The sequence below is a fragment of the Mycobacterium sp. TH-M25 genome (assembly GCF_057473665.1).
The window spans coordinates 1-6,782 of the sequence record NZ_JBYCLA010000297.1; the positions used below are offsets into that span (position 1 = coordinate 1).

The following is a 6,782-nucleotide window of genomic DNA, read 5'->3' on the forward strand; positions in this document are numbered from 1 at the left end:
CGGAACGGTGCGCGCCGGGCGGACCGCGTCGACGTTCAGCACTGGCGCCAACAGCATGGTGCCGCCGGGACGTCGTGCCTGGCCCGCCAGTGCCCCGGCCGCCGTGATGGTATCCAGACCACCTCTGAGTTGGTCGGTCGTGCGGATGCCCAACGCGGTCGGCCACTGATGCTCCGCATCGGCGACGATCACCGTGCCGTCGGAGAACTCCACCTCGTAGCACGGCCGACCCGACATGACGTCGGTCGCGGCGACCACTCGTGTTGGCCGCCCGTCGGCGCCCAGCAGCTCGTCACCGACGGCGACCTCACCCATCGTCGTCCAACCGTCCGGCGTCGGCAGCGGCGTGTCCAGCGCCAAGGCCTTGCCCACACCGGGCCTGGCCGCGACGATGATCATCTGCCCCGGGTGCAGGCCGTTGGTCAACTCGTCGAGCTCGGTGAACCCGGTCGGCACCCCGCGCGCCAGACCGCCGTTGGAGGCGATCGCGTCGATCTCGTCCATCGTCGGCTGCAGCAGGTCTTCCAGCGGGACGAAATCCTCCGACATCCGCCGCTCGGTGACCTCATACATCTCGGCCTGCGCGCGGTCGACCACCTCGGCCACGTCAGCGCCCTCGGCGCCGGCATAGCCGTACTGCACCACCCGGGTTCCGGCCTCCACCAGCCGGCGCAGCAGCGCCTTCTCCGCCACGATGCCCGCGTAGTAGCCCGCGTTGGCGGCGGTCGGCACGGTCGAGATGAGGGTGTGCAGATAGGGCGCCCCGCCGATCCGGCGCAGCAGCCCACGGCGGTCCAACTCCGCGGCCACGGTGACCGCGTCGGCGGGCTCCCCGCGCCCATAGAGATCAAGGATGGCGTCGTAGACGTTCTGGTGCGCCGGGCGGTAGAAGTCGCTGGGCCGCAGCCGCTCCAGCACGTCGGCGATCGCGTCTTTGCTCAGCAGCATGCCGCCCAACACCGACTGCTCAGCCGCCATCTCCTGCGGCGGCTGACGGCCGTAGTCCTCGCTCGGCGCCTCCGCGCTGGGGCGTCCCAAATCGTCGACTACAGCCACTGGGCTCCCGCCTCCTTCGCGATGTTCGAACGCACATTCGACATCGATGGCATGACGTTAAGTCACGCCACCGACACCGCTCGCAGGCGGCGGGATATCCACCGCGGGCCAGATCGCCGACCTTCCACCGCCGGCATCACCGCACGCCGGGTCGACGTTAAAGGTTGCTGGCGCCGACTCCAAACGGGGTTGTTCATAGACCTGTGCATGGTGTGTGCATATCCGCCTGCGCCGGTGTTGAGGGGCTGTGGAGAACTTGTGGAGCAATCTCTGCCGTTGCCGCATCACTTCAGCTAAGCGCACCACAAAATGGCGTATTTGGTGTGGATGTGAATTGCCTCGGCGTGTCGGGCGGGGTTGCTGTTTCGGGCGTGTTGTGTTTCGCCGAAAAGTTACCGGCGTTAACGGACGGTAACGTTCGCTAACGGTTGCTGGCGGGTATGAGTTCGCTATGTGGGCGCCAAAAGCCCCCGGGGCTGCCGTTTCGGGCTGCCACCGGGGGTTACGGGATGCGACGCTCAGGCCTCCGCGACGACGTCGAGTGCGACCGTCACGTCGACATCGGGATGCACGTGCAACGTGATCGGGTGGCTGCCAACGGCCTTGATGTGACTCTTGGGCAACCGCACCACGCGCTTGTCCAGGTTCGGGCCGCCGGCCTTGCGAATGGCCGCGACGACAGCGGTCGTGGTGACCGAGCCGAACAGCTTGCCCGAGTCGCCGGCGGCCTTCACCGGCAGCGACACCGGACCCAGCCCCTCGATGGCGGCCTTGATCTCGTTGGCGTGCTGAAGGTCGCGGACCTGCTTGGTGTCACGGGCGCGACGGATGTCGTCGGCCTGCTTCTGCGCGCCGCGCGAGGCGACGATCGCCAAGCCGCGTGGCAACAGGAAGTTGCGGCCGTAGCCGTCCTTGACCTCGATGGTCTCGCCGACCGAACCCAGGTGGTCCACATCGGCGGTCAAAATGAGCTTCATTGTTTCGTTGCTTCCGTTCTGCGTGTCCGCGCGCTTACCGCGTCGACGAGGTGAAGGGCAGCAACGCGACCTCGCGGGCGTTCTTGACCGCGATGGCAACGTCGCGCTGATGCTGGACACAGTTACCGGTCACCCGGCGGGCACGGATCTTGCCCCGCTCGCTGATGTAGGTCCGTAGCAACTGGGTGTCCTTGTAGTCGATGTCCTGTCCCTTTTTGGAGCAGAACACGCACTTGCGTACCTTGACCGGCTTTTCCGGCGCGGGACGCCGCTTGGTGGACTTCGCCATTGTCTGTCTCTTTCGTTCAGTCGTTAAGGGTGGTCAGAAGGGAGGCTCGTCGTCGCCGCCGCCGAACGAACCCGACGCCGGGGCGCTGCCCCACGGATCCTCGCCGCCAGCCGGGCCGCCGGCCGAGCCGCCGCCCTGGGGTGCCTGGCTGCGGGATCCACCGCCGCCCCCGAATCCACCCCCGCCGCTGCCGCTGCGGCTGGCTTTGTTGACCTTGGCGGTGGCGTATCGCAGCGACGGGCCGATCTCGTCGACCTCGAGCTCGACGACGGTGCGCTTCTCGCCCTCCCGGGTCTCGAACGAACGCTGCTTGAGCCGTCCGCTCACGATCACGCGTGAACCGCGGGTGAGGCTCTCGGCCACATTCTCGGCAGCCTCCCGCCAGATGTTGCAGCGGAGAAACAGCGCTTCGCCGTCCTTCCACTCGTTGGTCTGACGGTCGAACATGCGCGGGGTCGACGCCACCGTGAAGTTCGCGACGGCCGCGCCCGACGGCGTGAAACGCAGTTCGGGGTCGGCAGTCAGGTTCCCGATAACCGTGATGACAGTGTCACCAGCCACTGTGACCTCCTGAGTCCGTGTGGGCCGGCCAGAGTCGGCGAATAGTCATGAGCGGGTCACGCTGAGCCTACGCAACGACTCGGACGTACCGGGGGCATTCGCCAACAGGCCGGTTGGCCAACTAGTGCTTGTCGGTGCGCATGACCTTGGTGCGCAGCACCGACTCGTTGAGGCTGAGCTGACGGTCGAGCTCGGACACCGTCGCGGGGGCGGCCTTCACGTCGATCACCGCGTAGATGCCTTCGGCATGCTTGGCGATCTCGTACGCCAGCCGGCGTCGACCCCAGATGTCGACCTTGTCCACCGTGCCGCCGTCTTTACGGACGACATTGAGGAAGGTCTCCAGTGACGGCGCAACGGTGCGCTCGTCGAGGGTGGGGTCGAGGATGACCATGATTTCGTATGGACGCATGGGAACCTCATCACCTCCTATGGTCGTGTGCGGCCACGGCTCATTTCTCCGTGGCAGGAGGGTCGCCTGCGTCGGCAACCGTCGTAGGCTACCGGACAGCGGCCGGGCTTGCGAAATCCTGCTCGGCGCCGCGGGCTCACCCGATGTGGTCGCTCGGCATCAAAGCTTCGGCATCAAAGCTGGAGGTGCGGCCGTTTAGGCCACCAGCTGGCCTGTCCGAACAGAGTGGCGATGGCAGGCACCGTGATCGTACGTACGACGAACGTGTCGATCAGGATCCCCGTGCCGATCACGAAGCCGCCCTGCACGACAGCCCCGATGCTGGCGAACAGCAAGCCGTACATCGCCGCGGCGAAAATCAGGCCCGCCGCCGTGATGACACCCCCGGTCGAACTCACGGTCCGGATCACCCCGCGACGGATGCCCCGCGGCGATTCGTCGCGCAACCGGGAAGCAATCAGCATGTTGTAGTCGGCGCCCACGGCGACCAACACGACGAATGCCAATCCGGGGACACTCCAATGCACTTCCCGGCCTAGCAAGACCTGGAACACCAACACACCCATCCCGACCGCCGACAGGTACGAGATGAGCACCGAGCCCACCAGATAGAGCGGAGCGACGATCGCGCGGAGTAACACCGCGAGGATCAAGAACACGACGCTGATCGTGATGACGATGATCAGGTGGATGTCCCGGTCGTAGTAATCGCGGGTATCACGGAGCGTGACGGGGTAGCCCGCCATCGAGATGGAAGCATCGGCAAGGGTCGTATTGGGCTTCGCTCCGTCGGCGGTGTGCAGGATCGTGTTGACCTGATCCATCGCGTTGGCGCTGAACGGATTCAGGTTGGTCTGGATGAAATACCGCACCGAATGTCCGTCGGGAGAGATGAACGCCTGCAGGAGCTTCTTGAAATCATCTGCGTCGAGCACCTGTGGCGGAACATTGAACCCGGCCATCGAGGGTTGTGCCGCGTCGCGCCCCATTGCCATCAGAAACGCCGACGCCGTGCTGAGCCCCGCGCCCAGCCGCTTGGTCTGGTCGACCAGCAGTTGTACGCCGTCGGCCAGTTGACGGCTGGCGCCGGCGAGGTCGTCGAACCCGTTCTGCATGGTCACGATGCTGGTCTGTGCGTTACGCGGAGTGTCCAATCCCAGTGCGCGCAGCGACGAAGTGACGGACTGCAGCGCGCTGTTGAGGCCGCTCGCTGTGGCCGAAATCGTCTGCAACGACTGCGTCGACTGCAACTGGCCAGCGAGGGCCGCGACGTTGTCGAGGGTCCCGTCGTCACGTGCGACTTGAAGCCTGTGGAGCTGGCCACGCGCGGCACCACACGTGGGATTGGAATCACATAACGGGCTGGTGTCGAGGGCCGCGACGACCGGGTCGATCCAGTCAGCACTGATCCCGATTTGTGCGAAGTCCATCTGCAGCGAATCCCCTAGTGCCCGGATGCCTGTGACGAGCCTGGCGGCTTTGTCCATTTCGGCGAACGTCTTGTTGCCGCCGAATTGATCTTGCAGGTAGACCAGGGCGTCGATGAGGCTGCGCACACTGTCGACTGACTGGCTGACTCGGGTGCGCACGTCGCCGAGACTGCCGGCCAACAGATCGGCGCCCGAGACCAGTCGGTTGAGGTCACCGGTGTGCTCGTCGATCAAGTTGGAGGCATCGCCGAGCTGATCGCCGACGAGCTTCGCCTGATATGTGGCCCTGGCCTGTTCGAGCGATTCACCCATCGGCCGGGTGACGCCGCGCACCATGGCGATGCCCGGGACCTGGCTCACGCGTTGTGCCATCTGCTCCAAATCGGCGAGCGCGCGCGGTGCGCGCAGGTCTTGCGACGATTGAACGAAGAGGTACTCCGGGATCGTCTGGTTCACCGGGAAATGGCGTTCCAGCGCGGCGTACCCTATGGAGCTCGCGTCGGAAGCGGGCAATTGTTTGCGATCGTCGTAATTGAAGCGAACCAGGCTCGCAGAGCCGGCTAACAGGATCAGGATCACCATGCTGGCGGCCAGATACGCTTTCGGACGCCGCACTATTCGCACCCCGACCCGCCGCCAGAACACAGCGGTGCGTTCCCGGCCCGGCGCTATCCATCCGCGCGGACCGGCCAGCACCAGGATCGCCGGCAACAGGGTCACGGCGGCAAGGAACGCCACGGCGACCCCGATGGCCAACGCTGGGCCAACCGTGGAGAACAGGCCGAGTTTGGCGAAGCCCATCCCCAGGAGGGTGACACCCACCGTCGCCGCCGATGCCCCTATCACCTTGCCGATGGATGCCAGCGACAGCCGTACGGCACGTTGGCAGTCCTCAGCGGTACCGGGCAGCTGCCGCATGTAGTCGTGGTAGCGGCTGACGAGGAAAACGACGTAATCCGTTCCCGCGCCGGACATCAGCGCGCTCAGCAGGACGATCGTCTGATTGGACACGGCCATGCCGCTCACCAGCGACACCCCGGCGACGACGGCCTGGGCGGTTTGCAGGGATGCGCCGATCGCTATCAGCGGCAGCAACATGGTGATCGGGTTGCGGTAGATGATCAGCAGGATGACCACCAGCAAGACGCCGATCGCCAGCTCGATCGCAGCGCGATCCCGCTCTCCGGCGTCGGTCAAGTCGGCAACGGTCGCTGCGGGCCCGGTGAAATTGGCGGTCACCGTCGTTCCCTTGACGGTTCCTTTGACCATCTCAACGACCCGCGTGTAGGCGCGGTAAGACTCGGGTGTGCCCAGCTCGCCGGCAAGGCCGACCGGCAGCAGCCACGCCTTGCGGTCGGTGCTGCCAAGCATCTGACGCAGCATCGGAACCGAAAGGAAGTCCTGGACCGTCACGACGTCGCTACTGTCCCGGTGCAGTACATTCACCAGCTTGCGGTAGACCTCTTCGTCGGCCGGTCCCATTCCCTTCTCGGCAGTGAGCAGCACGATCAGCACGTTTTCCGACCCGGGTTCGCGAAATGCTGCCTTCATGCTCTTCGCCGTGGTGACCGACGGCGCAGTGGCAGGCAGGATCGCGACCGGGTGGCGCTGCGCCATCTCCGCCAGCGACGGCACCGTCAGGGGCAGCCCCAGCGCAAGCACAACCCAGCAAGCGATAACCACCCAAGGCCGTCGTACGACGAACCCGCTCAATAGGCCGTAGATGAATTCACCCCGGCCTTCAGCCTCGCTGATGACACCACAGGCTCAGTGCGCGAGTGGAAATCTGACATTCCGGACAATTTAGCCGAAATGCCGCGGATTACATCCCCAGTTGCGCAGTTGTCTAATAACGGACTTCGTTCAAGCCGCACCGTCCGACGAAGCGGTCGCAGGCACCGTCGCTGTCGTCATCGCAATGTCCGACGCGACCCGTCGCCGGAGCCGGGCCGGACGCAGCCAGTCCGGCAGCCAGTCCGGGGGCGCGTCGGGCGCACGGTCGAACACCCCGCCGGCCGGGTCGTCGACGCGTCCGCCCCAGCGGACCAGGTCGTCTC

At 65.6% G+C, this 6,782-nt stretch carries 6 protein-coding genes and 1 pseudogene; all 7 read right to left on the reverse strand.

The features are described 5' to 3' along the window. The coding region (locus AC2VOU_RS09965; protein WP_486957229.1) for a Hint domain-containing protein at window positions 1-1,056 on the reverse strand (1,056 nt) is incomplete at its 3' end. A gap of 518 nt (window positions 1,057-1,574) precedes the next feature. Beyond that, window positions 1,575-2,033: a 50S ribosomal protein L9 gene (gene rplI, locus AC2VOU_RS09970; protein WP_486957230.1), complete on the reverse strand. Its 459-nt coding sequence runs from the start codon at window positions 2,031-2,033 to the stop codon at window positions 1,575-1,577. A 34-nt stretch (window positions 2,034-2,067) separates the two neighbouring features. Continuing rightward, entirely contained in the window at window positions 2,068-2,322 is a 255-nt protein-coding gene (rpsR, locus tag AC2VOU_RS09975) for a 30S ribosomal protein S18 (protein WP_486939198.1), read from the reverse strand. Between the two features lie 33 nt (window positions 2,323-2,355). Beyond that, the gene (locus AC2VOU_RS09980) at window positions 2,356-2,883 is read right to left on the reverse strand and encodes a single-stranded DNA-binding protein (protein WP_486957231.1); all 528 of its coding nucleotides are present in this window, start codon (window positions 2,881-2,883) and stop codon (window positions 2,356-2,358) included. 121 nt (window positions 2,884-3,004) lie between these two features. Continuing rightward, window positions 3,005-3,295 carry a 30S ribosomal protein S6 gene (gene rpsF / locus AC2VOU_RS09985; RefSeq protein ID WP_421528786.1) on the reverse strand — a complete coding sequence of 97 codons (291 nt, stop codon included), beginning with the start codon at window positions 3,293-3,295 and terminating at the stop codon, window positions 3,005-3,007. A gap of 173 nt (window positions 3,296-3,468) precedes the next feature. Beyond that, complete coding sequence (locus tag AC2VOU_RS09990) at window positions 3,469-6,408, reverse strand: MMPL/RND family transporter (RefSeq protein ID WP_486957232.1); 2,940 nt, start codon at window positions 6,406-6,408, stop codon at window positions 3,469-3,471. A 180-nt stretch (window positions 6,409-6,588) separates the two neighbouring features. Further along, window positions 6,589-6,782 (reverse strand): annotated as a pseudogene (locus AC2VOU_RS09995) (hypothetical protein); the annotation flags it as partial.